The following is a 25,418-nucleotide window of genomic DNA, read 5'->3' as shown; positions in this document are numbered from 1 at the left end:
GTCGAGTGTAGGAGCGGCCTTGTGTCGCGAAAGGGCCGCAAAGCGGCCCCGGCGATCTAACGACAAATGCATCTCTAAGGGATGCGACTCAGAACGCCGCGCGGAAGATTGCTTCGATTTCCGCCTGGCTAGCGCTGCGTGGGTTGGTTACGCCACAGGCGTCCTTCAACGCATTTTCCGCCAGCAGCGGCACGTCCTGCATGCGCGCGCCGAGCTCTGCCAGACCTGCAGGAATGCCAACCGCCACGGCCAGGTGCTCAATCGCCGAAATCGCCGCGCCAGCGCCTTGCTCTGCATCCAGCCCACACACCTTGATGCCCATCGCCTTGGCAACGTCGCGCAAGCGCGGCGAGCTGACCTTGGCGTTGAAGCGCTGCACGTGCGGCAGCAGCACCGCATTGCACACGCCGTGGGGCAAGTCATACAAGCCGCCGAGTTGGTGCGCCATGGCATGCACGAAGCCCAGCGACGCATTGTTGAAGGCCATGCCGGCCAGGAACTGCGCGTAGGCCATATTCTCCCGCGCCTGCAGGTCGCTGCCATCGGCCACGGCTTGGCGCAGGTTGTCGCTGATCAGGCTGATGGCCTTGAGCGCGCAGGCGTCGGTAATCGGCGTGGCAGCAGTGGAAACGTAGGCTTCGATGGCGTGAGTCAGGGCATCCATGCCGGTGGCTGCAGTCAGGCCCTTGGGCATGGCAACCATCAGCGCCGGGTCGTTGACCGAGAGGATCGGTGTCACGTTGCGGTCGACGATGGCCATTTTCACGTGGCGAGCTTCGTCGGTGATGATGCAGAACCGGGTCATCTCGCTGGCGGTGCCGGCGGTGGTGTTGATCGCAATCAGCGGCAGTTGCGGCTTGGTCGAGCGGTCAACCCCTTCGTAGTCACTGATCCGCCCACCATTGGTAGCGCACAGGGCGATGCCCTTGGCGCAGTCGTGGGGCGACCCGCCACCCAGCGAGACGATGCAGTCGCAGTGTTCGCGTTGCAACACAGCCAGGCCTGCTTCGACGTTGGCAATGGTTGGGTTGGGCCGCGCGCCGTCAAACACCACGGCATCGATATCGCGCATGGCGAGCAGGCCGGCAATGCGCTCGGCAACGCCAGCCCGGGCCAGGCCCTGGTCGGTGACGATCAATGCCTTGCGCAGGCCATAGCCTGCGATGGCGGTCATCGCTTCGTCCAGGCAATCAATGCCCATGATGTTCACGGCGGGGATGAAAAAGGTGCTGCTCATGGGGGCGGATCCTCAAGGTCTGTCTACCTTGAGAATCTGCCCAATCGCGGCCGACGGTGTTGATCCACAGCAACGATCAATCCGCCAGGCAGACCGACTATCGGCTTAGCCGAGGAATAACCGATAGGCAGGGTTGTCGGTCTCGTCCCAGTAGCGGTAACCCATCTCATCCAGCGCAGCCGGCAGGCCCGCCAGCTCCTCGTCGGGGACTTCCAGCGCGGCGAACACCCGCGCTTCGGCGGCGCCATGGTTGCGGTAGTGAAACAGACTGATGTTCCAGCGTTTGCCCAAGCGCTCGAGGAAGCCCATCAAGGCCCCTGGCCGCTCCGGGAACTCGAAGCGCAGCACCCGCTCATTGCTGCCCGGGGCAGCATGGCCGCCGACGGTATGGCGCACATGCAGCTTGGCCAGTTCGTTGTCGGTCAGGTCGAGCACCTGATAGCCCTGTCCGCTCAGGCTGGCCAACAGTTGCTCACGTGGGTCGGTGAGCGGATGGGTCTGCACGCCAACGAACAGGCGGGCTTCCTTGCCTGGGTAAAAGCGGTAGTTGAACTCGGTGATCTGGCGCTTGCCCAGCGCCTGGCAGAAGGCGCGGAAGCTGCCGGGCTGCTCGGGGATGGTCACGGCAATGATCGCCTCGCGCTGCTCACCCAGCTCGGCCCGTTCGGCGACATGGCGCAGGCGGTCGAAGTTGACGTTGGCGCCGGAGTCGATCGCCACCAGCGTCTGCCCTTTTGCGCCCTCGCGAGCGACGTATTTCTTGATCCCGGCCACGGCCAGCGCCCCGGAAGGCTCGGTGATCGAGCGGGTGTCGTCATAGATGTCCTTGATTGCCGCACACAGCTCGTCGCTGCTGACGGTGATCACCTCATCGACAAAGTGCCGGCATAGCTCAAAACAGTGCGCGCCGATCTGCGCCACCGCCACACCATCGGCAAAAGTGCCGACCTGAGGCAGGATCACCCTTTCGCCCGCCGCCAGTGCCGCTTGCAGGCAATTGGAGTCGTGCGGCTCGACGCCGATCACCTTGATCTCCGGGCGCAGGTATTTGACGTAGGCCGCAATGCCGGCGATCAGGCCGCCACCGCCCACCGGCACAAAGATCGCATCCAGCGCGCCCGGCTGCTGGCGGAGGATTTCCATGGCGACGGTGCCTTGCCCGGCGATTACATCAGGGTCGTCGAACGGCGGCACGAAGGTCGCGCCATGCTCGTCGGCCAACTGCAGCGCGTGGGCCAGCGCATGGGGGAAGCTCTCGCCATGCAACACCACATTGCCGCCACGCGAGCGCACGCCCTCGATCTTCAGGGTTGGCGTGGTGGTGGGCATGACGATTGTTGCCTGTAACCCCAGATGGGCAGCGGCCAGGGCCACGCCCTGAGCATGATTGCCGGCAGAAGCGGTGATCACGCCGCGCTCGCGCTGTTCTGCGGTCAGGCGCGACAGGCGGGTATAAGCGCCGCGGATCTTGAAGGAGAAGGTCGGTTGCAGGTCTTCGCGCTTGAGCAGGACCTGATTGCCGAGGCTGGCCGACAGCGCCGCAGCGCCTTGCAGGGGAGTTTCAATGGCCAGGTCATACACCGGCGCAGCAAGAATACGCCGCACTTGCTCAGTTAGCAGTTGCGCGGGCGTGAGACGCGGGTTGACGTTGAGATTGGTCATCGATGACTCCTGGTGGTTGCGGTGTTGCCCAGGAGTCAGAGAAAACAAACCCGCCTCCAGGGCGGGTTAGGTGCACGTACGCGCTAGCCCGCCAATCCGATAATGGCGGTAATAATAATGCTCAGGGCGCGACGCTGCGGGAAGGTGTTCATGGGCAAGGAACTTATCCTGTTGCGCTACAAGCCGTCAACACTTGGCTTGCTGCGCCGAGAGCGGCACATCGAAGACCTTGTCGAAGCCCCACTGGAACACGAACGCATAAACAAAGAAAAACGCAAACAGCGCCAGGTTGGTGAGCAGTGCCGCCCACAGGCTTATATCCAGCCAGTACGCCACCAGTGGCAGCAACAACACAACCAGCCCGCCTTCAAAGCCCAGTGCGTGGAGGATGCGCCGCAGCACGGTCCGTTTGCGTTTGGCCTGACGCGCTTCCCAACGCTCGAAGGCCCAGTTGAAGGCCATGTTCCAGCTCATCGCAACCCCAGACATGAGCACCGACAGCGCTGTCGAGTGGGCCATGCCGGCATCGAACATCAGCGCCAGTGCAGGGGCTACGCAGGCCACGGCGATGACTTCGTAACAGATGGCCTGAACGATCTTGCGGGCCTTGCCTTGCATGTACAGCTCCTGGAAGAAACGGCCCGCAAACGGTACGCCGCTTGTAGGCTATGTTCAAGCCGCCGGCAAGCGTATGCGGAACTGCGCCCCACCGAGCGCCGACTGGGCAACCGTAAGTGTGCCGCCCTGCCCTTCGATGGCCCGCCGGCTGATCGCCAGGCCCAGGCCAAAGCCGCCGGTATTGCGATCGCGGCTGCGGTCCAGCCGATAGAACGGCTGGAAGATCCGCTCGCGTTCCTCTTGCGGGATACCGATGCCGTCATCTTCCACGGTAAGCAGGCAGGCGCCGTCCTCCATGCGCAGGCGCAGCAGCAGCTTCTCGTCGCAATAGCGCATGGCATTGCGCACCAGGTTTTGTATGGCGCGGGCGGTCAGACGCGGATCGAGGACAAAGCGCGACAGATTGGTGTCGGCTTTCACTTCCCACTCAATACCACGGCTGTCGAGCTCCTCGGCGAAAGCGCCAAGTACGCTGTCGACCAGCTCCAGCGGCGACACCTCGACCCGCTCGTTGGCCTGCCCAGCGGTTTGCAGCCGGCTGTAGGACAACAACTCAAGGACCAGCTCATCCAGCTCGCGAACGTGGCCGACCAACTCCAGCAAGCGTTTGCGGTTGGCTGGCGGCACTTCGTCAAACAGCAGCACCAGGCCAAAATCCAGCCGGGTCAGCGGCGTGCGCAGCTCGTGCGAGACCGCGTTGAGTAGCTCGCGCTGTTCGTTGACGTGCCGTTCGAGGTCGCCTGCCATGGTATCGAACACGCCCGCCAGCTCGCCGATGTTCGAGCGCGCGGAGATTTGCGTACGGGCGCCCAACTGCCCCTCACCTAGGCGCCGCGCGGTTTCTTTCAGCCGCTGCAGATCACGCCAGTGCGGCCACACCCAGCCCAGCAGACAGCCAAGCAAGGCTGCACCGATCAGCACGGTGACGCCCCAGGACAGCAGATTGATGTCGACCGGGTCCGGCGGGTTGTGCAGGCTTACAATCCACTCGTTGTCCAATGCCGCCAAGGCCGTCCGGTAATAACCCCAGTCGCCGAGGCGCACCACATGCAAGCCTGCCTGCAGGCGCTCGCGTTCGGGTGCGGTCAGTGCGGCCTGATCCCAGTGCAGCAGTTGCACCTGCAAAGGGCTGAAAATGGCTGCCACTTCACGCTCGACGGCTGGCCATTGCGCAGCGGGTGCCTGCTGAAACTGACGTACGATCAGGGTTTGCACGCCCTTGGCCTGATCCTGGTTGTAGGCCATGAAACGCTCATGAAAAGCACCGACAATGGCATCGGGGATCAACAACAAGGCACCCGCGTAGGCAACGATGATCAGCAGATAAAGACGTACCAGAATCTTCAGCATGGTGCGCTCAGTACTCCCATTCGACGCGACTGAACAGGTAACCTTTGCCCCACACGGTCTTGATCTTGCGCGCTTCGCCGGCGTTGTCGTCGAACCTGCGCCGCAGCTTGGAGATCGCCACGTCTACCGAACGGTCAGTGCCGTTGAACTCGATACCGCGCAGCTGCTGCAGGATGCGGTCGCGGCTGAGCACTTCACCGGCGTTGCGCGCCAGCACCACCAGCAGGTTGTACTCACCGCTGGACAGCTCGACCGACTCGCCACGCCAGCTGACGGTGCGCTCGGCCAGGTTGATGAGCAACCCGCCGACCTGGATCACGTCGCTTTCAAGGTGCGGTTCATTGATGCTGCTGCGGCGCAGCAGGGTGCGCACTCGGGCCAGCAGCACCCGCGGCTCGCAGGGCTTGCTGACATAGTCGTCAGCGCCCATTTCCAGGCCCAGCACCTGGTCGTGGCTGTCGTCGCGGGCAGTCAGCATGAGGATCGGCAGGCACTGTGATTCCTGGCGCAGCAAGCGGCACACCTGCAACCCATCCAGGCCGGGCAGCATCAGGTCGAGGATGACCAGATCAGGCCGCTGCCGCCGGCATTCGTCCAGCACCTGGTCGCCGCGGGCGATGACGGTGACGTGAAAGTCGTTGCGCTGCAGGTAGCTGGCAATCAGTTCGGACAACGCGCTGTCGTCTTCAACCAGAAGAATGTTCGGCATAAGTAGCTTGGCTGAGTGAAGTAAGTACTGAGGATATAGATCCTACGCAGCCACAGCCGTTTTCCTTACACTTTTTCACATACGCCCTACAGTGCTTCACAGCTTATTAGTGGCCAGGTGCTTTAGCATAGCGCCGGTCATTATCGGAAAGCTGCGTATGTCTAACTATCCAACACTCCCCCTGCGCCATCTGGCGCCCTTGGCGCTGCTCGGTGTACTGCTCGCCGGCTGCGACAGCGCTGCCAAGCCAGACGACAAAGCGCCTGCGGCGCAGGTGCGGGTCGAGACCGTGCAGGTCCAGCCGCTGGCGATCACCAGCGAACTGAGCGGTCGCATCCTTGCCCCGCGCACCGCCGAAGTGCGTGCACGGGTGGCTGGCGTGGTGCTCAAGCGGGTTTACCGCGAGGGCAGCGACGTCAAACAGGGTGATGTGTTGTTTCTGATCGACCCGGCGCCGTTCAAGGCCGACCTCGACAGCGCCCGCGCCACCCTGGCCCGCGCCGAGGCGACCCGCTACCAAGCGCGCCTGCAGGATCAACGCTACGGCGAGCTGGTGGCCGACAAGGCCGTCAGCCGCCAGGAATACGACAACGCCCACGCCGCCCTGCTGCAAGCTGACGCCGAAGTTGCCCAGGCCAAGGCCGCGCTCGATCGGGCCCGGCTGAGCCTGGGTTATGCCACCGTCACAGCGCCGATTGCCGGGCGTATTGGCCGCGCGTTGGTCACCGAAGGTGCGCTGGTCGGGCAGAACGAAAGCACGCCGTTGGCGACGATTCAACAGTTGAACCCGATTCACGCCGATGTCACCCAGTCGACCCGCGAGCTGACCGCACTGCGCCGAGCGCTGCGGGCCGGTGAGCTGAGCCAGGTCGGCGAGGATCAAGCCAAGGCCACCCTGATCCAGGACGACGGCAGCGCCTATCCGCTGCCAGGCAAGCTGCTGTTCTCGGACATCAGTGTCGACCCGAGCACCAACCAGATCACCCTGCGCAGCGAATTCCCCAACCCGGACCTCGACCTGCTGCCGGGCAGCTACGTACGCGTGCGCCTGGAGCAGGCGGTACAGCCCAAAGGCATCAGCGTGCCGCAACGGGCCATCCTGCGTGATAGCGCAGGCGTGGCCAAGGTCATGTTGGTCGATCAGCAGGCCCAGGTTGTTGCTCGTGAAGTCGTCCTGGGCAATGCCTTGGGCGATCGCTGGATCGTCAATGAAGGCCTGCAGCCTGGTGACCGTGTGGTAACCGAAGGCCTGCAACACATCAAGGCTGGCGATCAGGTGCAGGTTGACCCGACAACAGCCGCCAACCACCTCGTCCAGCACAACGGCCAGTGAGGGCCTGATTCATGCCGCAGTTTTTCATTGACCGGCCGATCTTCGCCTGGGTCGTAGCGCTGTTCATTCTGCTTGCCGGGGCGCTGAGCATTCCCCAACTGCCGGTGGCGCAATACCCCAACGTGGCGCCGCCACAGATCGAGATCTATGCCGTCTACCCGGGTGCCTCCGCAGCAACCATGGACGAGAGCGTGGTCAGCCTGATCGAGCAGGAGCTCAACGGCGCCGACAATCTGCTCTACTTCAACTCACAGAGCAGCCTGGGCAGCGCGACCATCACCGCCACCTTCGAGCCGGGCACACAGCCGGACTTGGCCCAGGTGGATGTGCAGAACCGCCTCAAGGTGGTCGAGTCGCGCTTGCCGCGGCCGGTTACCCAGCAAGGTTTGCAAGTCGAAAAAGTCTCGACCGGGTTCCTCTTGCTGGCCACCCTCACCTCCGAGGATGGCAGCCTCGATGAAACTGCCCTGAGCGACATCCTGGCGCGCAACGTGATGAACGAGATCCGCCGCCTCAAGGGCGTTGGAAAGGCTCAGCTGTATGGCTCCGAACGGGCCATGCGGATCTGGATCGACCCGGCCAAGCTGATCGGCTTCAACCTGACGCCCAACGATGTCTCGGTGGCCATCGCCGCGCAGAATGCTCAGGTGGCACCCGGCAGCATTGGGGATCTGCCGAGCCGGCCCACCCAGGAAATCACTGCCAACGTGGTGGTCAAGGGCCAGCTGAGTACGCCGCAGGAGTTTGCCGACATCGTCCTGCGGGCCAACCCGGACGGTTCCAGCGTGACCGTCGGCGATGTTGCCCGGGTCGAAATCGGCGCCCAGGACTATCAGTTCGGCACGCGCCTGAACGGCAAGCCGTCGACGGCCTTTGCCGTACAGCTGTCACCCGGCGCCAATGCCATGCAGACCGCGACCCTGGTTCGCGAAAAGATGGAACAACTGGCGCCGCTGTTCCCGGCCGGGGTCAAGTACGACATCCCGTATGACACCTCGCCGTTCGTCAAGGTGTCGATCCAGCAGGTCATCACCACCCTGTTCGAGGCGATGCTGCTGGTGTTTGCGGTGATGTTCCTGTTCCTGCAGAACATCCGCTACACGCTGATCCCGACCCTGGTGGTGCCGGTGGCGCTGATGGGCACCTTTGCCGTGATGATGGCGATGGGGTTCTCGATCAACGTGCTGACCCTGTTCGGCATGGTGCTGGCCATTGGCATTCTGGTCGACGACGCCATCGTCGTGGTGGAAAACGTCGAGCGGATCATGGCCGAGGAAGGCCTGCCGCCCAAGCAGGCAACGCGCAAGGCGATGGGCCAGATCAGCGGCGCCATCGTCGGCATCACCCTGGTGCTGGTCGCGGTGTTTCTGCCGATGGCGTTCATGCAAGGCTCGGTGGGAGTGATCTACCAGCAGTTCTCGGTGTCGATGGCGGTGTCGATCCTGTTCTCGGCCTTCCTCGCCCTGAGCCTGACCCCTGCCCTGTGCGCCACCCTGCTCAAGCCGGTAGCCAAGGGTGGCGAGCATGCCAGCAAGGGCTTCTTTGGCTGGTTCAACCGCCGTTTCGAGCACATGAGCGATGGTTATCAGCGCTGGGTGGTGCACGCCCTCAAGCGCAGCGGCCGCTATCTGCTGCTGTATGGCGTGTTGCTGGCGGTGCTGGGTTACGGCTTCAGCCAGTTGCCGACGGCGTTTCTGCCGACCGAAGACCAAGGCTACACCATCACCGACATCCAACTGCCACCGGGCGCCAGCCGCGCCCGCACCGAGCAGGTGGCGGCGCAGATCGAAGCGCATAACAGCGGCGAGGCCGGGGTTGGCAATACCACGTTGATCCTTGGCTTCAGCTTCTCAGGTAGCGGGCAGAATGCCGCGTTGGCGTTCACCACGCTCAAGGACTGGTCTGAACGCGGCGCCGCCGACAGCGCGCAAGCCATCGCCGACCGAGCCAATCAGGCGTTCAGCCAGATCAAGGACGCCGTGGCGTTCTCGGTGCTGCCACCGCCCATCGACGGCCTCGGCGAGTCGACCGGCTTCGAGCTGCGCCTGCAGGACCGCGGCGGCCTTGGCCATGCGCAACTGATGGCCGCCCGTGACCAACTGCTGGCGGAGGCCGGCAAGAGCAAGCTGCTGGTCAACGTGCGTGAGTCGTCGCTGGCGGAAAGCCCGCAGATTCAGCTTGAAATCGATCGGCGTCAGGCCAACGCGCTGGGTATCTCCTTCGCCGATATCGGTTCAGTGCTGGACACCGCAGTGGGCTCAAGCTACGTCAACGACTTCCCCAACCAGGGCCGCATGCAACGGGTGGTGGTCCAGGCCGAAGGCGATCAGCGCAGTCAGGTCGAGGATTTGCTGAAGATCCACGTACGCAACGACAGCGGCAAGATGGTGCCACTGGCGGCGTTCGTGCAGGCCAAGTGGGTCACCGGGCCGGTGCAGTTGACGCGCTATAACGGTTATCCGGCGGTTTCCATCAGCGGCGAGCCGGCACCTGGCTACAGCTCTGGCGACGCCATGGACGAAATGCAGCGCCTGGTCGATCAATTGCCCGCCGGTACTGCGCTGGAGTGGACGGGGCTGTCGCTGCAGGAGCGCTTGTCCGGCAGCCAGGCGCCGCTGTTGCTGGCCTTGTCGCTGTTGATCGTGTTCCTGTGCCTGGCGGCGCTGTACGAGAGCTGGTCGATCCCGACCGCAGTGCTGCTGGTAGTCCCGCTGGGCGTGCTCGGTGCAGTGCTGGCGGTGACGCTGCGCGGCATGCCCAATGACGTGTTCTTCAAGGTTGGCCTGATTACCTTGATTGGCTTGTCGGCGAAGAACGCGATCCTGATCATCGAGTTCGCCAAGAGCCTGGTCGATCAGGGCCATGATCCGGTTGACGCCGCGGTACAGGCGGCAAGGCTGCGGCTGAGGCCGATCGTGATGACGTCGCTGGCGTTCATTCTCGGCGTGGTGCCGTTGGCGATTGCCAGCGGGGCCAGTTCAGCGAGCCAGCAGGCGATCGGTACCGGGGTGATTGGCGGCATGCTCAGTGCGACGCTGGCGGTGGTGTTTGTGCCGGTGTTCTTCGTGGTGGTGATGCGCTTGGCTGGGCGGCGCAAGGCTGGCGTTGAGGCAAGCGAGCGCGGCTGACTGGACAAGCCGGGTGTGACATGGGAGGGTTTCTGGCTTGACTGCCAGGAGCCCTTTTTTTATGTCTGCACGTTTGCCTGCCTGTTCTGTATTGATCCTTGCCGGTGGCCGAGGGGCGCGTATGGGTGGGCGCGATAAAGGTTTGCTGGAGTGGCGTGGGGAGCCGCTGGTGGCGCATGTGCAACAGGTGGTGCGGCCATTGACCGATGATGTGGTGATCTCCTGTAACCGAAATCAGGAGCTGTACCGTGGATATGCTGATCAGTTGGTAGCTGATGCCGAGGCGGATTATCCGGGGCCGCTGGCTGGGGTGATCGCGGGGTTGGCGGTCGCTCGGCATGAGTGGGTGGTGGTGTTGGGGTGTGATGCGCCGTTGATTGACCGTCGCTTGATCGAGGCTTTGCTTGAGCTTGCGGCTGGACGAGATTTGCCGGCGATGGTGCGTCAGGGGGGGTATTGGCAGCCGATGTTTGCAGTTTTGCCTCGGCGGGTGTTGCCGCTGTTGCGGCGGGCCTGGCTGGAGGGGGAGCGGAGCTTGCAGCGGGCTTTGGTGGGGGCTGGGGGGTGTTGTGGGTTGGACTGCGCTGTGGGGGATCCGCGGTTGTCGAACTTCAATACGCCAGATTTGTTAAGGAGTTGAGCCCAGGTATTGATACTCTTGTTTAGCTATTCATCGTATAGCATTGATATAACTGAGATTATTTTTACTTAATGTTTAACTTTAGGTTGTGGCTCTATCTGCCTGAAAATTCGTTAGCCAAACCGACGCGGTCCCCGTAGGAGCGGCCTTGCCGGGGCGCCGGACCGGTCGGAAAGGGTCGCGCAGCGGCCCCAGATTTTCAGCTTTGCCGCTGATACTGCGGGCCAGCTTCGCTGGCCTTTCGCGACACAAGGCCGCTCCTACAGGGACGGCGTGCACTGGGTATATGTGCCAGCCAACGACTCCAACTGCGGCAAGACAGCTGCTGGCAAGTGCGGTAGGCTTGTATTTTTTAACCTCAATGGAGTATTTCCGATGGCCAAAGCTACCGCACGCCACATCCTGGTCAGCAGCGAAGACAAGTGCAACGAGCTCAAAGCGCAGATCGAGGGCGGCGCCGATTTCGCTGAAGTCGCCAAGGCCAACTCCAGCTGCCCATCCAGCCGCCAGGGCGGTGATCTGGGTTCGTTTGGCCCAGGCCAGATGGTCAAGGAGTTCGACACCGTGGTCTTCAGCGCGCCGGTTAACACAGTTCAAGGTCCGGTCAAGACCCAGTTCGGCTACCACCTGCTGGAAGTGACCAGCCGTCAGGACTGATCCGGTCTTGCCTGCCCGTCTCTGCAGTTTCGCTGCGGCGCCGGGCATGGCTCGCGATGGCGACCGACCTGGCGCATGCAGGGGCGGCGCTATCGCGCGTATTGGGCGCTTTTGTCGTCTGGCGACGATGCTGCTTGCCGGTTGTCTTGTTACTCTTGCCCAGGCGGAGCCCAGGCACGCCCTTACGGTCTATAACGAAGCACCACGCTACCCCGACACCTTCCAGCACTTCGACTACGTCAACCCTGACGCCCCCAAAGGCGGCAGCCTGCGCCGCTCGGCAATGGAGATTGGCCAGTTCGACCATGTTCTGCCCTACATCGACCAAGGCACTGGCGTCAGCGAAGTCGACGGTTGGTTGTATGCGCCACTTGCAGTACGTTCGTTTGACGAGCCCTACACGGTCTACGGCCTGATTGCTCGGCGCATGGAGCGCGGGCCGGACGACGCCTGGTTGCGCTTCGAGATCGATCCCCGCGCGACGTTCGCCGACGGCAAACCCGTCCGCGCAGAAGACGTACGCTTTACCTACGAGCTGCTGTTGAGCAAAGGCAGCCTGAAATTTCGCACGCAGTTTGCCGAGGTTGCGGCGGTTGTGGTCGAAGGCCCGCGCACTGTCCGCTTCGACTTCAAACAACCCCATGGGCGCACCTTGGCGCTGGATCTGGCCACCCTGCCGGTACTGCCTGAGCACGACTGGCAGCAGCGCGACTTCGCCACGGGTGCCGGCTTCGGCAAACCGCTGGGCAGCGGCCCGTACCGCATCGGCAAGATCGATAATGGTCGCAGCATCATCTTCGAGCGCGACCCGCACTGGTGGGCGAAGGACCTGCCGGTCAACCGTGGCCGCTACAATTTCGAACGCATGCGCATCGAGTTCTTTGGCGATACCGAGGTAGCCCGGCAGGTGCTGCGGGGTGGCGGTTTTGACTATAACCGCGAGTTCTCGGCCACCTCCTACACCATCGGTTACAACGGCGCGCAGCTGGACGACGGTCGGTTGCAGCGCGCCCACCTGGGCCCAGCCAAGCCGCAGGTGGCTCAGGGCTTTGTATTCAACCTCGACCAGCCGATGTTCAAGGATCGCCGCACACGCCAGGCGCTGGCCATGCTTTGGGATTTCGAGTGGAGCAACCGGCAGATGATGCGCGGCATGTACATCCGCCAGCAGAGCATCTTCGCCAACACGCCGCTGGCTGCCCGTGCGTTGCCGGATGGGCAAGAGTTGAAGTTGCTTGAGCCGCTACGCGGTCGCGTGCCGGATGAGGTGTTTACGCAGGTGTTCACCGCGCCGGTGACGGATGCTTCAGGGATCGTCCGCCAGCAGCAACTTCAGGCACTGGCATTGCTACAAGCTGCCGGCTGGCGGCCGCTTGGTGACCGCTTGGTCAACGCCGAGGGCCAGCCGTTCGAGTTCACCTTTCTCAACGGCCAGGCAGGGCTTGAGCGCATGCTGCTGCCGTGGAAGCGCAACCTGGCGCAGATCGGCGTCACCTTGAACATTCGCAACGTCGACTCGGCGCAATACGTCAACCGGCTGATGGCGCGCGACTACGACATGATCGTCACCGGCTATCCGGTGACCCTCTCGCCCGGCAGCGAACTGTTCAACTACTTCGGCTCGGCGGCCGCCAACGACCCGGGTTCGAACAACCTGATGGTGCTCAAGGACCCCGCCGTGGATAGCCTGCTGGCCGGGCTGGTGCGGGCCGACAGCCAGGCCAGCATGCGCCGTCATGCCCATGCGCTGGACCGCATCATGCAGTGGAATTACTACTGGATCCCCAACTACTACCCGCCCGGCAGCTCCACGGTATGGTGGAACCGCTTTGGCCGACCCAAGGTCCAGGCCGCCTATGATGAAGGCCTGGATACCTGGTGGGAGGTCAGCCCGACGGCACTGACCAATGAGCAGATGGCCGAACGGCTGAAGGCTTCGCCATGACCGCTTATATCCTGCGCCGCTTGCTGCTGATCATCCCGACTCTGCTGGCCATTTTGCTGGTCAACTTCGCCATCGTTCAGGCCGCGCCTGGCGGGCCGGTCGAGCAGGCGGTAGCGCGCTTGCAGGGTATCGGCGGTGGCAGCACGCTAGGCGCCGGCAGCGAAGTGGTTCATGCACAGTCCCGGGCCACCCGTGGCCTGGACCCGAAACTGATCGAGGAGATCAAGCGCCAGTACGGCTTCGACAAGACTGCCCCCGAGCGGCTTTGGCTGATGCTGGGGCAGTACGCCCGGCTGGACTTTGGTAACAGTTTCTTTCGCGGGGCAAAAGTTACCGATCTGATCGTGGAGAAGCTGCCGGTGACCTTGTCGCTGGGCTTCTGGGCGACCTTGATCACTTACCTGGTGTCGATCCCCCTGGGCATCCGCAAGGCCGTGCGCCACGGTAGCCGCTTCGATGCCTGGAGCAGCGCGCTGATCGTGATCGGCTACGCCCTGCCTTCATTTCTGTTCGCCCTGCTGTTGATCGTGTTGTTTGCCGGTGGCACCTCGTTGAACTGGTTCCCGGTGCGCGGGCTGGTTTCCGAGGACTTCGATCAGTTGAGTGTGCTGGGCAAGATCGCCGACTACTTCTGGCATCTGGTATTGCCTGTAGGCGCCTTGGTGATCGGCGGTTTCGCTACGCTTACCTTGCTGACCAAAAATGCGTTCCTCGAAGAAATCTCTCGGCAATACGTTGTAACTGCTCGCGCCAAAGGCCTGAGCGAGCGGCGGGTGCTCTACGGGCATGTGCTGCGCAATGCCATGCTGCTGGTAGTGGCCGGCATACCCCAGGCGCTGATCACCGTGTTTTTCGCCGGTTCCCTGCTGATCGAAGTGATTTTCTCACTCGATGGCCTGGGCCGCATGAGCTACGAGGCGGCGGTCTCGCGCGACTATCCGGTGGTGTTCGGCACGCTGTTCATCTTCACCCTGGCCGGGCTGCTGATACGCCTGATCGGTGACCTCTGCTACACAATACTGGACCCGCGGATCGACTTCGATGGGAGGGCGCACTGATGCTCTCGCCTGTGACCCGGCGCCGCCTGCAACGCTTTCGGCGCAATCGCCGCGGCTGGATTGCCCTGTGGCTGTTTGCCGGCCTGCTGGTGCTGACCCTGGGAGCCGAGCTGGTCGCCAACGACAAGCCGCTGCTGCTCGGCTACAAGGGCCAGTTGTATGTACCGGCCCTGAAGCGCTACACCGAGCAGCAGTTTGGCGGCCAGTTACCGTTCCAGCCCGACTATCGCAGTCAATACGTGCGCCAGCTGATCGAGGACCAGGGCGGCTGGATGCTGTTTGCGCCGATCCCGTTCAGTGCCGACACACCCAACTACGATCTGCAGGTACCCACCCCCAGCCCGCCCTCCGCGAGCAACTGGCTGGGTACCGATGATCAAGGCCGGGACGTGCTGGCTCGGGTGCTGTACGGCACCCGCGTGTCACTGCTGTTCGCGTTCGCCTTGACCGCCATCAGCGTCTTGATTGGCGTTTCTGCCGGCGCGTTGCAGGGCTATTACGGCGGCTGGGTCGACTTGCTTGGCCAGCGCCTGCTGGAAGTCTGGTCCGGCCTGCCAGTGCTGTACCTGTTGATCATTCTCAGCGGTTTCGTCGAGCCGGATTTCTGGTGGCTGCTGGGGATCATGGCGCTGTTTTCCTGGCTGGCGCTGGTCGACGTGGTGCGCGCCGAGTTTCTCCGCGGGCGCAACCTTGAATACGTCAAGGCGGCACGCGCGCTTGGCTTGACGGACATGCAGGTGATGCTGCGGCATGTTCTGCCCAATGCCATGAATGCAACCATGACCTATATCCCATTCATGCTCACCGGCGCGATCACAACCCTGACGGCACTGGACTTTCTCGGTTTCGGCATGCCCGCCGGCAGCGCGTCGCTGGGTGAACTGGTGACCCAGGGCAAGCAGCATCTGCAAGCGCCATGGTTGGGCTTTACTGCATTTTTTGCCTTGGCGTTGATCCTGTCGTTGCTGGTGTTCATCGGTGATGCGCTGCGCGAGGCATTCGACCCGCGTGCTTAAGCGCGGCACAGCTGCCCGCGCCGCGAACCGATTGAACTCTGGACTGCTCCGCCCTCTCCCACTCTTGAGACTTGTCGATTGTCCTGGAGCCATCATGGAGAAGCCCGTGCAGGCGTGCCTGCGTAAGGAAACTGCTGGCCAGCCGCAACATCAGTTACCCCCACTGCTGCTGGCATTCGCCGAGCGACCGCTACAGGTGAGTGTGGACACTCACCTGTCCGAGCTGATGCATACGCTGCAAGCGGCGCAGCTCGACCAACTGCCATTGCCTGGCCATGGCCAGACGCTTCAACGTTGGCGGATGCTGGCGCAGATCGGCGGCTGCGACCTGACCCTGGCCAAACTTTACGAAGGCCATACCGATGCCCTGGCGATTCTGGCCGAATGCGGTGCTGCGCAGCTTGCCGGCAATGGCATATGGGCGGTGTGGGCGGCAGAGCCACCGGATGCCCGCGCGCTGATCAATTCGCGCAGCGGCGAGCAGGTGCGCCTCGCGGGCCGCAAAGCCTGGTGCTCCGGCGCGTTGCAGGTCGACCATGCCCTGATTACTGCCTGGGCCGACCCTGACCAGCCGCAACTGGTAGCCATCGATCTGCGCCAGCCCGGCCTGAGGATTGAACCGGAAAAGTGGCAGGCTGTCGGCATGGCTGCCACAGCCAGCGCCGACATTATCTTCGACGGAGCGGTTGGCGTTGCCGTCGGCGAGCCAGGGCAATACCTCGCCCGCCCTGGCTTCTGGCACGGCGGTGGTGGCATAGCCGCTTGTTGGTATGGCGCCGCCGAAGCGCTGGGGCGGTATTTACATCAGCAACGGCGCAAGACACGCCCAGATCTCCACGGTGATGCCCATCTCGGTGCCGTTGACGCCGCGTTGTGCGCCGCCCGGGCCGCGCTGCACGAGTGCGCCGCCTGGATTGATCAACATCCGCAGGCAGACGCCAGTTTGCCGGTGCGCCGCGTACGTGCCCAGGTCGAGCAGGCAGCTGAGTGCGTCATTCATCATGTGGGCCGTGCCCTTGGTGCGACGCCGTTCTGCCGTGATAGCCACTTCGCCCGGCTCAGCGCCGACTTGCCCGTTTACCTGCGCCAGAGCCACGCCGAGCGGGACCTGGCAACCCTTGGACAACAGCTGGCACAGCAGCCAGCAGGAGCCTGGCAGCTATGACCGAGAACTTGATCCAGGCCAGCACCGGCACCGCCTGGGCAGACTGGCAGCACTCTGCGCACCTGGCCCGCAGCAAGTGGATCGACGCTGACACGCTGTGCCCGCCCGGTCGCCGGCTGGTCCTGCTGGCACCGCACCCGGACGACGAGATCCTCATGGCCGGCGGGCTACTGGCCGGCTTCCAAGGCCGTGAGGAGGATCTGGTACTGGTATCGGTAACCGATGGCGAGGGCAGCCACCCGGACTCGCTTCAGTGGAGCGAGCACCGACTGCGTCGGCAGCGGCCGCTTGAAAGCCGCCACGCCTTGCAGCAACTGGACCTGGACTTGAACAAACTCGACTGGCGTCGGCTGAACTTGAAGGATGGCGCTGTGCGCCGCGACGAGGCATTTCTGGTCAACCACCTCAATCAATTGCTCAAGCCGGATGACCTGCTCATGGCCACCTGGCGCAACGACGGCCACTGCGACCACGAAGCCGTAGGCCGCGCCGCCGCGCAGGCGGCTCAGGTGCGCAGCGCGCAATTGGCTGAGGTGCCGGTGTGGGCCTGGCACTGGGCCGAAGCGGACGATCCACGCCTGCCATGGTCACGCGCGCACCGCTATCCGCTCGACGACCTGCGCCAGACCCGCAAGCGTAAAGCCATCGGCGCCCATTCAAGCCAACTGGAGGCCGATGAAGGCCAGCCGCCGGTGCTGCCGCAACATTTGCTCGACTGCCTGCTGCAACCTTTCGAACTGGTGTTTCTATGAGCGTTGATTCGCAGTATTTCGCCGACTTGTACGCCGGTAATGATGACCCATGGGCATTCCGCAGTCGCTGGTATGAACGGCGCAAGCGCGAGCTGCTGGTCGCCAGCCTGCCGCGCCAGCGCTATGAGCGCGCATTCGAACCTGCCTGCGCCAACGGCGAGCTGAGTGTGCTGCTGGCTGAGCGTTGCGCGCAGTTGGTGTGCCAGGACCTTGATCCGACCGCCGTCGAGTTGGCCAGCCAGCGCACCGCCGGCATGGAGCATGTCAGTGTCGAGCGCGGGCGCTTGCCGGGTGACTGGCCGGCTGAGCGTTTCGACCTGATTGTCCTGAGCGAGGTTGGCTATTACCTGGACCCTACCGACTGGTTGCAGGTGCTTGAACAAGCGGTAGCCAGCCTGGACGATGACGGTGGCCTGGTCCTTTGCCACTGGCTTCACCCGATCGCCGGCTGCCCGCAGAACGGCCGCCAGGTACACGCAATGCTCGCCAGGCATCTGCCGTTGTACGCCCAGTTTCGCCATGAAGAGGCTGACTTCCTGCTCGAGTACTGGTCGTGTCAGCCAAGCGTGGTCGATGTCGACGAGAGGTGCGCATGATTGCTGTGATCATCCCCGCCCATAACGAGGCGCGCCGCCTTGGCCGCTGCCTGAAGTCAGTCAATGCCGCCGCCGCGATGGCGCGAGAGGCCGGGCATCAGGTCGAGGTGCTGGTGGTGCTGGATCGCTGCACCGACAGCAGCGCAGCCATTGCTCGCCGTCATCAGGTAGAAACGCTGAGCGTCAGCGCGGGCAGTGTCGGTGCCGCGCGCCAGGCGGGCGCGGCACTGATGCTGGAGCGCGGCGCGACCTGGCTGGCGTGCACTGACGCCGACAGCCGCGTGCCCGGCCACTGGCTGCTGTCGCAGTTGGCCTGCGAAGCGCAGGCAGTCTGCGGCACGGTGCACATCGAGCGCTGGCAGCCGTGGCAAACCGCAGCGCTGCGCAAGTTGTACCTGAGCCGCTATGAAGCCCGTGAGGGCCACCGGCATATTCATGGGGCCAACCTTGGCATCTGCGCCAGAGCCTATACCCTGGCTGGCGGCTTTGCTCCGCTGGCCGCCCATGAAGACGTGCACCTGGTACGTGCGCTGGAGGCCCAAGGTGCGCAGATCGTCTGGACCGCCAGGCACAGCGTGGCCACCAGCAGCCGCCGTGACAGCCGTGCACGCGAGGGCTTTGGCGATTATCTTGCCGGGCTGGAAACCGTAACGGGCTAGTGCGGGTCAGGCATCTGCAGAGGCAGAAGTGCTACCCTCAAGTTCCTCGCCGAGGCGCTCCCACGAGCGCCAGCACTCCAGGAGCTTTGCATGTCTCTACAAGGTAAAACTGCACTGGTCACCGGTTCAACCAGCGGCATCGGCCTGGGTATAGCCAAGGTGCTGGCCGGCGCGGGTGCCAATATCGTGCTCAACGGTTTTGGCGATGCAAGCACTGCCCTTGGCGAAATCAGTCAATATGGCGTGCAGGTCGCCCATCATCCGGCCGACCTCTCTGACATCGCCCAGCTCGAAGACCTGTTCATCTTTGCCGAGCGCTTTGGCGGTATCGATATTCTCGTCAACAATGCCGGTATCCAGCACGTCGCCCCGGTCGAGCAGTTCCCCGTCGAGAGCTGGGACAAAATCATCGCCTTGAACCTCTCCGCAGTGTTCCACGGCACCCGCCTGGTGTTGCCGGGCATGCGTGAGCGCAACTGGGGGCGGATCATCAATATCGCCTCGGTGCATGGCCTGGTGGGCTCGGTCGGCAAATCGGCCTACGTGGCAGCCAAGCACGGGGTGATCGGCCTGACCAAGGTGGTTGGCCTGGAAACCGCCGCCAGCAACGTCACCTGCAATGCCATCTGCCCAGGCTTCGTGCTGACCCCACTGGTGCAAAAGCAGATTGACGATCGGATTGCGGCGGGCGTCGAGCCGGCACAGGCGCAGCATGATCTGCTGGCCGAAAAGCAGCCTTCAGGCGCGTTTGTCACGTCCGCGCACCTTGGCGAGCTGGTGGTGTTTCTGTGCAGCGAGGCCGGCAGCCAGGTCCGTGGCGCTGCCTGGAACGTGGATGGCGGCTGGCTCGCCCAGTAACCGGCGAGCGGCCTGCTGTGTGCGCCGCGTTCAGGCATAATGGCCGCCTTTTTTTCCCGGTACACAGGTGTCCCATGAAAGCTCAAGCCCGCCATATTCTGGTCAAGACCGCTGCTGAAGCCGAGCAGCTCAAGCAGCGTATCGCCAAGGGCGAGGCGTTTGACGTGCTGGCCAAGAAGTTCTCCACCTGCCCTTCCGCCAAGCGTGGTGGCGACCTGGGCGAAGTGCGCCCCGGGCAGATGGTTGGCGCGATTGACCAGGTGATCTTCAAGAAAGCCGTGCGCGAAATCCACGGCCCGATCAAATCCAAGTTTGGTTATCACCTGGTCCAGGTGGTCTACCGCGACTAAGCCTGGCGGCACTTCGCCACCTAACAGTTTTGCCAGTTGTCAGCACAGGGCACGACCTTCGAAACTCGCGAAAATCGAGGACATCGGAGGTCTTTATGATTCGCCCCACCACACTCTGCTTTCTGGCCACCCTGCCGCTGCTGGGCCCTGTTCATGTTCAGGCCGCCTGTAGCTTCACCCCCGGGCCGGGTAACGACGCGCATATCTGCGACAGCGGCAGCGCGCCTTCACTGACCGACACTGCAGGCGACAACAGCCTGTCCTTCCCCGCTGGCGGTAATGGGGTGATCACCGGCAATGTTACCTTCGGCGATGGCAAGGACGCGCTCACCATGGCGTCAGGTGAAATCGGTGGCAACGTTGATCAGGGAGGTGGCATCGACGATTTCAACATGAGTGGCGGTATCATCCGCGGTAACCTCAATCAAGGCGACGGCCTGGACACCTTCACCATGAGCGGCGGGCACATCGTTGGCACGTTTCTAAGCGGCGACTACGCACAAATGACTGCAGGGCGGATTGGCAACGTCAACATGTTGCTCGACAAGAATGTGTTCATCATGCGCGGCGGTACCATCGATCGTAATATCAGCACCGGTTTCGACACCGATCGGGTGGAGATTTATGCAGGCGACGTGGGCGGTAACATCAGTGTCAGCGGCGGCGATGATCAGGTATCGATCCATGGTGGGCGCGTGGGTGGTGACATACTGCTCAGTTTTGGCAACGATCGCTTCGTCTGGGACGGCGGCACTATCGGTGGCCGAGTGGACCTTGGCGCCGATAACGACACCGCCCTGCTCAAGAACCTCGACGCTCAGGCCCTACGGACCGCCATCAACGGCGGCATAGGCGAGGACACACTGACCTTCGAGGCCAGTCAGCCTACGGGCGGCGCACTCTATACCCAGTTCGAAAAAATCATACTGAAAGATGCGAGCCGGCTGACACTGGATGACTCGCTGGTACTGGGCGACACCGACAGTGGCACGGGCGTGCTGACCGTCGACCCCAGCAGCAGCGTGATCTCCCGCCAAGGCAGTGTCAGCCCTTTTGCTCCTGACCAGAACGCCACCCTGATCAACGCCGGCACACTTGATCTCGGCAGCGGCGGCGACGCTCAAGGTCGCCTGCAGGTACAGGGCAATTATCAGGGTGACAATGGCATTTTGCGCATCAACAGTGTGCTCGCGGGCGACGGCGCTGCCTCTGATCGGCTGGTGGTCAGCCAGGGCACGCTGAGCGGCAGCACTGCCTTGCAGGTGACCAACCTCGCCGGTTCAGGCGCTTCGACCTCGCATAACGGCATTCAAGTGGTCGAGGCGCGCGAGGGTGCTACCAGCAGCAACACCGCGTTCGTGCAAAGCCAGGTGCTCTCGGCGGGCGCCTATGACTATCGACTGTTCAAAGGGGGTGTGACAGCGGGCAGCGAGAACAGCTGGTACCTGCGCTCGAGCCTTGTCGCCGCACCTGAGGCGCCGCCAGGCGAAGAGCCGATAGCACCACCGGTCGCCGCCGTTGCACCCGGCCAGGCCGCGCTGCCGACCGCCCAGCCTGGCCAGGATATCCCGCTGTATCGCCCAGAGGTCGCGCTGTACGCCGCCGCGCCACGCGCCGCTGGCATCATTGTCAGACAGGCTCTGGGCACATTCCATCAACGCCAGGGCGATCAGCGCCTGCTGGCTGGATCCGGCGCATTCGGCGCCAGCTGGGGGCAGGCCTACGGCGGTGCCATTCGCCAGCAATGGAGCGGCACCGTCAGCCCAGGGCTGGACGGTGACTATCAGGGCTATAAAGTCGGCCAGGATCTCTATGCCCATGTCGACGCAGACGGTGTACGCCAGCAGTTTGGCGTTTATTTCAGCCACAGTCGCCTGGACGCCGATGCAACAGGCTTTGCCTTGGCCCAGCGGCACGTCGATGTGGGCAAGCTGCGGCTGGAGGGTGACAGCGTCGGTGCCTACTGGACACGGGTAGGCGCACAGGGCAGCTATCTCGATGCGGTACTCCAGTTTACCGACCTGAACGGCCGTGCTCGCTCAGACCGTGGCAGACAACTCGATCTCGACGGTCGCAGCTGGTCCGGCTCAGTCGAGGGCGGCTACCCGATTGCCCTGTCCGAGCGCTGGACGCTGGAGCCGCAAGCCCAGCTGATTGCCCAGAAAGTGAAACTGGACAGCGCAGGCGATGGCGTCGCGCAGGTGAGCCACGATGCTCAACTGGAGTTGACCGGCAGGCTCGGCGCCCGCCTCGAAGGCACCTTCACCGATGCCGACAAGCGCATGCTGCAACCTTACCTGCAAGTGAACCTGTGGCACGGCGACGGCGGCCGTGACAGCCTGGTCTTTGACGGTGTCGACACCATCAAGACCGATTACCGCTACACCTCACTGCAGCTTGAGAGTGGTCTGGTAGCGCAGGTCAACAAAGCGCTGGGCGTGCATGTCGGTGTTCAGTACAGCACCAACCTCGACAGCCATCAGCAGCAAAGCAGCGGCATCAACCTAGGGTTGCGCTGGCAGTACTAGCGCCGCGCAGCCAGCAAGCCCACGCCGGCCAGGCCTAACAGTGAGGCACTGATCCGGTTGAACAGCCGGCGTGGGCGCGGCTGGTTGAACCAACGCTGCAGATAAGCCCCGAGGGCAGCATAAATAGCGATGGCTGCCCATTCCAGCAACAGAAACCACACACCCAACCAGAGGAACTGCTCACCTACCGGCGTAGCGCTGTCAGTGCTGACGAACTGCGGCAAAAACGCGGTGAACAGCAATATGGCTTTTGGATTGCCTGCCGCCACCCAGAACTCCTGCCGGGCCAACCGCCAGATGCCTTTCGGTTCACCGCTGCCCGTAGCCGCCTCACCGACCGGCGCCCGCCACAGCTGCCAGGCGATATAGAACAGATAGCCCGCCCCGACCAGTTTGATAGTCAGAAACAGCCAGGCGCTGGTATGCAGCACCACCGCCAGGCCCATCGCCGCCAGGGCGATCATGCCGCTGAACGCCAGAATTCGGCCGGCGCCGGCCAGGCAGGCGGTGTGCACGCCAAAGCGGCTGGCATTGTGCAGTGACAGCAGGTTGTTCGGCCCAGGTGCCATGTTCAGGGCAAAACAGGCGGGAATGAATAGCAGCAGGCTCGACAAGTCCATTGTTGTTCTCCTTGAATACCTGCGAAGGGTCGCCCTGCTCTGGGTCCGGGTCAAGCACAGTCACGCGGCAAATGGCCGACACAGTAACGAGCAGGTAGACTGCTCCGCCTGCACGGCAACCCAGGCAGCCCACTGATGCACACCGCAAGCAGCGAAATCTGGCATGACCCGGCGTTGCCCTTCGTCGAGAGCAGGCGCGCCTGCCATAGCCGTGCCTGTTACAAGGCACACAGCCATCCGACTTTCTCGATTGGCGCGGTCGATGCCGGTTTCAGCCGTTTCAGCGGTGCCGGTGCAGGCCAGCATCGCTTGAGCCCGGGCGCTCTGGTGCTGGTGCCCGCGCAGCGCGTGCATGCGTGCAACCCTGAGCCCGGGCAGGCGTGGAGTTATCAGATGGTGCACATCGATGCGCAGTGGCTCAGTCAGTTGCGCGCAGAAGCCGGCGTCGTTGCAGGCGACCTTGGCGGACCGGCAAGAATCAGCCGCTGCCCGCACGCCTATCGACACTTTTGTCAGCTGAATACGCTGCTGTTTTCCGCCGCCGCGCCGCTGCACAAAGAGGCTGCGCTGGTGCAATTCATGGCCGAGCACGACTTCTCAGCGTATGCACCCTCCCCAGCAGCCCCGCAGCCGGCCCTGAGCGGTGCCGCGCTTGTTGAGCTCATTGCAGCCATCGAGCGGGCTGAGTTGGCCGAACTGAGCCTGGCCTCCCTCGCTGCGCAGGCCGGCCTTGGTCGCTATCAGCTGATCCGCGCCTTCCAGGCGACCACCGGGCTGACCCCGCACGCCTACTTGCTCAATGCGCGGATCAACCAGGCGAGACAATGCCTGCGCCAGGGCCAGCCGCTGGCAGAGGTTGCCTATAAGCTGGGGTTTGCCGATCAGAGTCATTTTCAGCGGGTATTCAAGGCGCATGCCGGCACAACGCCGGGGCGCTATCGCCTGATGCGCTGACTGCAATATTGTTCAATACGCTATCCCGGGCGGGCCGCAGAATTGCGCCTTCAATGCCTGAGTAGTGCCACCCATGGAGCAATTTCTGATAGTCGCCAGCGCCCATTTCCTCGCGCTGCTGTCACCCGGCCCTGACTTCTTTCTGGTTGCGCGCAGCTCGATCAAAGCCGGCTGGCGGGTAGCCAGCGGCGCCTGCCTGGGTATCGCACTGGCCAATGGCGTGTTTATCGGTGCAGCGTTTACCGGGGTATCGGTGCTCAAGGACGGCAGTGCACTGTTTATCGCGCTGCAAATCGCAGGCTGCGCTTACTTGCTGTACATCGGCGGACTGTTCCTGCGCCATGCCGGCGAAAGCAGCTTTGGTGAGGTCGAAAGCGAACCCGTGCAGGCCGCGCAAGGCTGGTTGAGGTGCCTGCTGATGGGCTTTGCTTCGGCCATTCTCAACCCGAAGAACGCGCTGTTCTACGCAAGCCTGGCAAGCATGCTCGCCAGTACCAGCACCGGGTGGAAACTTGCCTATGCCAGCTGGATGTTCGGTGTGGTGTTGCTGTGGGACCTGCTGGTCGCCTGCGCCATTGGCAACCGACGCGTGCTTAGCCGCTTCATCCACGCCTTGCCATGGCTGGAACGTGCCTCAGGGGCACTGCTGATTCTGCTCGCCAGCGCCGTGCTCATTCACTTGTGGCGGGATTGAGCAGGACCAGCCGCTGCATATCCAGCAGGCTGAAATGGCCCTTGCTCCAGCCGCCGGTATCCAGGTGCCAGACATTGCCCAGCTGCTTCACTTCCAGCACCGTTGTATGACCAACCAGCAGCGCCCTCAAGCCCTCGACCGTGTGCGTATCACCCTCGCGCAAACGCCGCCGTGACCATTGGCAGACCTCGCGTACACGCCGATCATCTTCGCCCAGCAGGCTGGTGCGCAATTGTGCCCAGTCGCTGAACGGGCTGTCGGCATGCACCAGGCCGATCGGCCCGTCTACGGTGGCGACCTGCAGAGCCAGCGGCAGGGTAACGAAAACACTGGCATAGCGCTGCTGCTCAGCACTGGGCAAATCCAGAAACCACCCGCCGCCTGCCGCGCGGTACATGTCCAGATCCAGTGGGTCGCCGCACAGGTAACTCACCGCCAGCGCTTCGTGGTTGCCCTGCACGGCATGAAACCAAGGCTGCGCCAGCCACTCCAGGGCCTGTTCACTGTGCGGCCCGCGGTCGACCAGATCGCCGACACTGAACAGGCGATCAACCTGCGGATCGAATGCCACCTCGTCCAAGCACTGCTGCAAACGTGGAAAATGACCGTGGATATCGCCAACGGCCAGGTCCCTGCCCCGCTGATTGGCGGCTACCTGTTGGAAACGCTGCATTGCAACTACCCCTTTGGCAAACGACGCAAGGCAATATTTCAGACAGCCCAACAGGTTGTGGGTTCGTACGAACAGGTTTGCTGGGCACTGGGCCAGATCAGTGAATCGGGGGGAATAGCTGCGCGCTGGTTCATCTCATTTCCGTCCGTGGATCCCACTGGCGTGGATAGTTGCTGCGATAGTATCCTCGGTGCTTCAGCGGCGTCATCCACGAGT

General features: G+C 63.1%; 23 protein-coding genes. 16 read left to right on the top strand and 7 right to left on the bottom strand.

What is annotated here, in order from left to right; genetic code table 11:
* Positions 1–88: 88 nt before the first annotated feature.
* From yiaY to ACQZ2L_RS21845, 5 genes are all read right to left on the bottom strand, one after another.
* Complete coding sequence (gene yiaY, locus ACQZ2L_RS21865; RefSeq protein ID WP_430327825.1) at positions 89–1,237, bottom strand: L-threonine dehydrogenase; 1,149 nt, start codon at positions 1,235–1,237, stop codon at positions 89–91.
* Positions 1,238–1,342: 105 nt separating this feature from the next.
* Positions 1,343–2,899 (bottom strand): threonine ammonia-lyase, biosynthetic, encoded by a 1,557-nt coding sequence (gene ilvA, locus ACQZ2L_RS21860; protein ID WP_430327824.1) that lies wholly within the window; start codon positions 2,897–2,899, stop codon positions 1,343–1,345.
* A 186-nt stretch (positions 2,900–3,085) separates the two neighbouring features.
* Positions 3,086–3,517: a PACE efflux transporter gene (locus ACQZ2L_RS21855; RefSeq protein ID WP_103437398.1), complete on the bottom strand. Its 432-nt coding sequence runs from the start codon at positions 3,515–3,517 to the stop codon at positions 3,086–3,088.
* A 54-nt stretch (positions 3,518–3,571) separates the two neighbouring features.
* Positions 3,572–4,867: an ATP-binding protein gene (locus ACQZ2L_RS21850; protein WP_430327823.1), complete on the bottom strand. Its 1,296-nt coding sequence runs from the start codon at positions 4,865–4,867 to the stop codon at positions 3,572–3,574.
* 7 nt (positions 4,868–4,874) lie between these two features.
* Positions 4,875–5,576: a response regulator gene (locus ACQZ2L_RS21845; protein ID WP_430327822.1), complete on the bottom strand. Its 702-nt coding sequence runs from the start codon at positions 5,574–5,576 to the stop codon at positions 4,875–4,877.
* A gap of 157 nt (positions 5,577–5,733) precedes the next feature.
* Here ACQZ2L_RS21845 and ACQZ2L_RS21840 point away from each other — a divergent pair, with 157 nt between their 5' ends.
* From ACQZ2L_RS21840 to ACQZ2L_RS21775, 14 genes are all read left to right on the top strand, one after another.
* Positions 5,734–6,909, top strand: a complete 1,176-nt coding sequence (locus ACQZ2L_RS21840) for an efflux RND transporter periplasmic adaptor subunit (protein WP_430327821.1) — start codon at positions 5,734–5,736, stop codon at positions 6,907–6,909.
* Between the two features lie 11 nt (positions 6,910–6,920).
* A complete protein-coding gene (locus ACQZ2L_RS21835; RefSeq protein WP_430327820.1) occupies positions 6,921–10,037 on the top strand; it encodes a multidrug efflux RND transporter permease subunit in 3,117 nt (1,038 codons plus the stop codon).
* 61 nt (positions 10,038–10,098) lie between these two features.
* Positions 10,099–10,677 (top strand): molybdenum cofactor guanylyltransferase MobA, encoded by a 579-nt coding sequence (gene mobA / locus ACQZ2L_RS21830; protein ID WP_430327819.1) that lies wholly within the window; start codon positions 10,099–10,101, stop codon positions 10,675–10,677.
* 375 nt (positions 10,678–11,052) lie between these two features.
* Positions 11,053–11,334, top strand: a complete 282-nt coding sequence (locus tag ACQZ2L_RS21825; RefSeq protein WP_430327818.1) for a peptidylprolyl isomerase — start codon at positions 11,053–11,055, stop codon at positions 11,332–11,334.
* Positions 11,335–11,461: 127 nt separating this feature from the next.
* Positions 11,462–13,279: an extracellular solute-binding protein gene (locus ACQZ2L_RS21820; RefSeq protein ID WP_430327817.1), complete on the top strand. Its 1,818-nt coding sequence runs from the start codon at positions 11,462–11,464 to the stop codon at positions 13,277–13,279.
* Positions 13,276–14,337: a microcin C ABC transporter permease YejB gene (locus ACQZ2L_RS21815; RefSeq protein ID WP_430327816.1), complete on the top strand. Its 1,062-nt coding sequence runs from the start codon at positions 13,276–13,278 to the stop codon at positions 14,335–14,337. Before ACQZ2L_RS21820 ends, ACQZ2L_RS21815 begins: the two co-directional genes overlap by 4 nt.
* Positions 14,337–15,353: an ABC transporter permease gene (locus ACQZ2L_RS21810; protein WP_430327815.1), complete on the top strand. Its 1,017-nt coding sequence runs from the start codon at positions 14,337–14,339 to the stop codon at positions 15,351–15,353. Before ACQZ2L_RS21815 ends, ACQZ2L_RS21810 begins: the two co-directional genes overlap by 1 nt.
* Before the next feature lie 94 nt (positions 15,354–15,447).
* Positions 15,448–16,518, top strand: a complete 1,071-nt coding sequence (locus ACQZ2L_RS21805) for an acyl-CoA dehydrogenase (protein WP_430327814.1) — start codon at positions 15,448–15,450, stop codon at positions 16,516–16,518.
* The gene (locus ACQZ2L_RS21800) at positions 16,515–17,270 is read left to right on the top strand and encodes a PIG-L deacetylase family protein (protein ID WP_430327813.1); all 756 of its coding nucleotides are present in this window, start codon (positions 16,515–16,517) and stop codon (positions 17,268–17,270) included. The genes ACQZ2L_RS21805 and ACQZ2L_RS21800 overlap by 4 nt, the downstream gene beginning before the upstream one ends.
* The gene (locus ACQZ2L_RS21795; protein WP_430327812.1) at positions 17,267–17,866 is read left to right on the top strand and encodes a class I SAM-dependent methyltransferase; all 600 of its coding nucleotides are present in this window, start codon (positions 17,267–17,269) and stop codon (positions 17,864–17,866) included. Before ACQZ2L_RS21800 ends, ACQZ2L_RS21795 begins: the two co-directional genes overlap by 4 nt.
* Positions 17,863–18,525, top strand: a complete 663-nt coding sequence (locus ACQZ2L_RS21790; RefSeq protein ID WP_430327811.1) for a glycosyltransferase — start codon at positions 17,863–17,865, stop codon at positions 18,523–18,525. Before ACQZ2L_RS21795 ends, ACQZ2L_RS21790 begins: the two co-directional genes overlap by 4 nt.
* Before the next feature lie 90 nt (positions 18,526–18,615).
* A complete protein-coding gene (gene hbdH, locus ACQZ2L_RS21785) occupies positions 18,616–19,383 on the top strand; it encodes a 3-hydroxybutyrate dehydrogenase (RefSeq protein WP_430327810.1) in 768 nt (255 codons plus the stop codon).
* Positions 19,384–19,457: 74 nt separating this feature from the next.
* The gene (locus ACQZ2L_RS21780; RefSeq protein ID WP_101319093.1) at positions 19,458–19,733 is read left to right on the top strand and encodes a peptidylprolyl isomerase; all 276 of its coding nucleotides are present in this window, start codon (positions 19,458–19,460) and stop codon (positions 19,731–19,733) included.
* Between the two features lie 95 nt (positions 19,734–19,828).
* Positions 19,829–22,261 (top strand): autotransporter outer membrane beta-barrel domain-containing protein, encoded by a 2,433-nt coding sequence (locus ACQZ2L_RS21775; protein ID WP_430327809.1) that lies wholly within the window; start codon positions 19,829–19,831, stop codon positions 22,259–22,261.
* Here ACQZ2L_RS21775 and ACQZ2L_RS21770 read toward each other — a convergent pair.
* Positions 22,258–22,881 (bottom strand): LysE family translocator, encoded by a 624-nt coding sequence (locus ACQZ2L_RS21770; protein WP_430327808.1) that lies wholly within the window; start codon positions 22,879–22,881, stop codon positions 22,258–22,260. The two genes, ACQZ2L_RS21775 and ACQZ2L_RS21770, sit on opposite strands and share 4 nt — an antisense overlap.
* 135 nt (positions 22,882–23,016) lie before the next feature.
* Between ACQZ2L_RS21770 and ACQZ2L_RS21765 the strand changes: the two genes are divergently transcribed.
* Both ACQZ2L_RS21765 and ACQZ2L_RS21760 read left to right on the top strand, forming a co-directional pair.
* Positions 23,017–23,835 carry an AraC family transcriptional regulator gene (locus tag ACQZ2L_RS21765; RefSeq protein ID WP_430327807.1) on the top strand — a complete coding sequence of 273 codons (819 nt, stop codon included), beginning with the start codon at positions 23,017–23,019 and terminating at the stop codon, positions 23,833–23,835.
* 73 nt (positions 23,836–23,908) lie between these two features.
* On the top strand, positions 23,909–24,529 hold the full coding sequence (locus ACQZ2L_RS21760; protein ID WP_430327806.1) for a LysE family translocator: 621 nt from the start codon (positions 23,909–23,911) through the stop codon (positions 24,527–24,529).
* Here ACQZ2L_RS21760 and ACQZ2L_RS21755 read toward each other — a convergent pair.
* On the bottom strand, positions 24,507–25,202 hold the full coding sequence (locus tag ACQZ2L_RS21755; protein WP_430327805.1) for a metallophosphoesterase: 696 nt from the start codon (positions 25,200–25,202) through the stop codon (positions 24,507–24,509). The two genes, ACQZ2L_RS21760 and ACQZ2L_RS21755, sit on opposite strands and share 23 nt — an antisense overlap.
* Between the last annotated feature and the right edge of the window lie 216 nt (positions 25,203–25,418).

The organism is Pseudomonas shirazensis (assembly GCF_050496565.1).
In the GTDB taxonomy this organism is placed as follows: domain Bacteria; phylum Pseudomonadota; class Gammaproteobacteria; order Pseudomonadales; family Pseudomonadaceae; genus Aquipseudomonas; species Aquipseudomonas shirazensis_A.
Note: the sequence above shows the minus strand (reverse complement) of the source record. Positions and strands in the feature narration are given on the sequence as shown.

Excerpts from the sequence above, each read along its gene's own strand:
- ACQZ2L_RS21820 (WP_430327817.1), top strand. The coding sequence starts at position 11,462 with ATGCTGCTTGCCGGTTGTCTTGTTACTCTTGCCCAGGCGGAGCCCAGG.
- ACQZ2L_RS21810 (WP_430327815.1), top strand. The coding sequence starts at position 14,337 with ATGCTCTCGCCTGTGACCCGGCGCCGCCTGCAACGCTTTCGGCGCAAT.
- ACQZ2L_RS21800 (WP_430327813.1), top strand. The coding sequence starts at position 16,515 with ATGACCGAGAACTTGATCCAGGCCAGCACCGGCACCGCCTGGGCAGAC.
- ACQZ2L_RS21835 (WP_430327820.1), top strand. The coding sequence starts at position 6,921 with ATGCCGCAGTTTTTCATTGACCGGCCGATCTTCGCCTGGGTCGTAGCG.
- ACQZ2L_RS21850 (WP_430327823.1), bottom strand. The coding sequence starts at position 4,867 with ATGCTGAAGATTCTGGTACGTCTTTATCTGCTGATCATCGTTGCCTAC.
- ilvA (WP_430327824.1), bottom strand. The coding sequence starts at position 2,899 with ATGACCAATCTCAACGTCAACCCGCGTCTCACGCCCGCGCAACTGCTA.
- ACQZ2L_RS21755 (WP_430327805.1), bottom strand. The coding sequence starts at position 25,202 with ATGCAGCGTTTCCAACAGGTAGCCGCCAATCAGCGGGGCAGGGACCTG.
- ACQZ2L_RS21765 (WP_430327807.1), top strand. The coding sequence starts at position 23,017 with ATGCACACCGCAAGCAGCGAAATCTGGCATGACCCGGCGTTGCCCTTC.
- ACQZ2L_RS21805 (WP_430327814.1), top strand. The coding sequence starts at position 15,448 with ATGGAGAAGCCCGTGCAGGCGTGCCTGCGTAAGGAAACTGCTGGCCAG.
- ACQZ2L_RS21825 (WP_430327818.1), top strand. The coding sequence starts at position 11,053 with ATGGCCAAAGCTACCGCACGCCACATCCTGGTCAGCAGCGAAGACAAG.
- ACQZ2L_RS21840 (WP_430327821.1), top strand. The coding sequence starts at position 5,734 with ATGTCTAACTATCCAACACTCCCCCTGCGCCATCTGGCGCCCTTGGCG.
- ACQZ2L_RS21760 (WP_430327806.1), top strand. The coding sequence starts at position 23,909 with ATGGAGCAATTTCTGATAGTCGCCAGCGCCCATTTCCTCGCGCTGCTG.
- mobA (WP_430327819.1), top strand. The coding sequence starts at position 10,099 with ATGTCTGCACGTTTGCCTGCCTGTTCTGTATTGATCCTTGCCGGTGGC.
- ACQZ2L_RS21855 (WP_103437398.1), bottom strand. The coding sequence starts at position 3,517 with ATGCAAGGCAAGGCCCGCAAGATCGTTCAGGCCATCTGTTACGAAGTC.
- ACQZ2L_RS21790 (WP_430327811.1), top strand. The coding sequence starts at position 17,863 with ATGATTGCTGTGATCATCCCCGCCCATAACGAGGCGCGCCGCCTTGGC.
- ACQZ2L_RS21795 (WP_430327812.1), top strand. The coding sequence starts at position 17,267 with ATGAGCGTTGATTCGCAGTATTTCGCCGACTTGTACGCCGGTAATGAT.
- ACQZ2L_RS21780 (WP_101319093.1), top strand. The coding sequence starts at position 19,458 with ATGAAAGCTCAAGCCCGCCATATTCTGGTCAAGACCGCTGCTGAAGCC.
- yiaY (WP_430327825.1), bottom strand. The coding sequence starts at position 1,237 with ATGAGCAGCACCTTTTTCATCCCCGCCGTGAACATCATGGGCATTGAT.
- ACQZ2L_RS21775 (WP_430327809.1), top strand. The coding sequence starts at position 19,829 with ATGATTCGCCCCACCACACTCTGCTTTCTGGCCACCCTGCCGCTGCTG.
- ACQZ2L_RS21770 (WP_430327808.1), bottom strand. The coding sequence starts at position 22,881 with ATGGACTTGTCGAGCCTGCTGCTATTCATTCCCGCCTGTTTTGCCCTG.
- hbdH (WP_430327810.1), top strand. The coding sequence starts at position 18,616 with ATGTCTCTACAAGGTAAAACTGCACTGGTCACCGGTTCAACCAGCGGC.
- ACQZ2L_RS21845 (WP_430327822.1), bottom strand. The coding sequence starts at position 5,576 with ATGCCGAACATTCTTCTGGTTGAAGACGACAGCGCGTTGTCCGAACTG.
- ACQZ2L_RS21815 (WP_430327816.1), top strand. The coding sequence starts at position 13,276 with ATGACCGCTTATATCCTGCGCCGCTTGCTGCTGATCATCCCGACTCTG.